Origin of the sequence: Clostridium zeae, assembly GCF_017312485.1 — a bacterium.
GTDB lineage: Bacteria > Bacillota > Clostridia > Clostridiales > Clostridiaceae > Clostridium_AR > Clostridium_AR zeae.
In genome coordinates, this window is sequence record NZ_BMBA01000032.1 from 1 (window position 1) to 544 (window position 544).

At 35.3% G+C, this 544-nt stretch carries 1 protein-coding gene; it reads right to left on the reverse strand.

The window, feature by feature from the left end; all coding sequences use genetic code 11:
- Positions 1-544, reverse strand: a 544-nt coding sequence (locus J3477_RS25960) for an ATP-binding cassette domain-containing protein (RefSeq protein ID WP_206873109.1), incomplete at both ends; no start/stop codon positions are given.

Consider the following 544-nt stretch of genomic DNA (forward strand, 5'->3'; position numbering starts at 1 on the left):
AAAAGAACTGCTTTACCACTGTCTCTTTCCTGTATTATTCTCTTATGAATGTATTCTATAGCTCCAACATCAAGACCTCTTGTTGGTTGACATACTATTAGAAGCTCTGGATCCTTTGAGATTTCTCTTGCAACTATAAGCTTTTGTTGATTTCCCCCTGATAAAGCTGAGGCTGAAACTTCATCATTTGGAGTTCTTACGTCAAACTCTTCTATAAGCTTATTGCAATGCTTTCTAACTTCACTATAGTTTAGTACAATACCCTTGCTAAAAGGCTTATTTCTATGAATACCTAAGATTGAGTTTTCAAATAATGAATATTTAAGTATTAGTCCTCTTTTATGTCTGTCTTCTGGAACATGTCCAACCCCAGACTCCATAACTATTTTAGGTGTCTTGTTAAATATATCTTTGCCGTTTATAGTTACTTTTCCACTAACAGCTTTTCTAAGACCAGTTAAAGCTTCTATAAACTCTGACTGTCCGTTACCATCTACCCCTGCTATACCAACTACTTCACCTGCATGTACTGTAATGTCAAGAT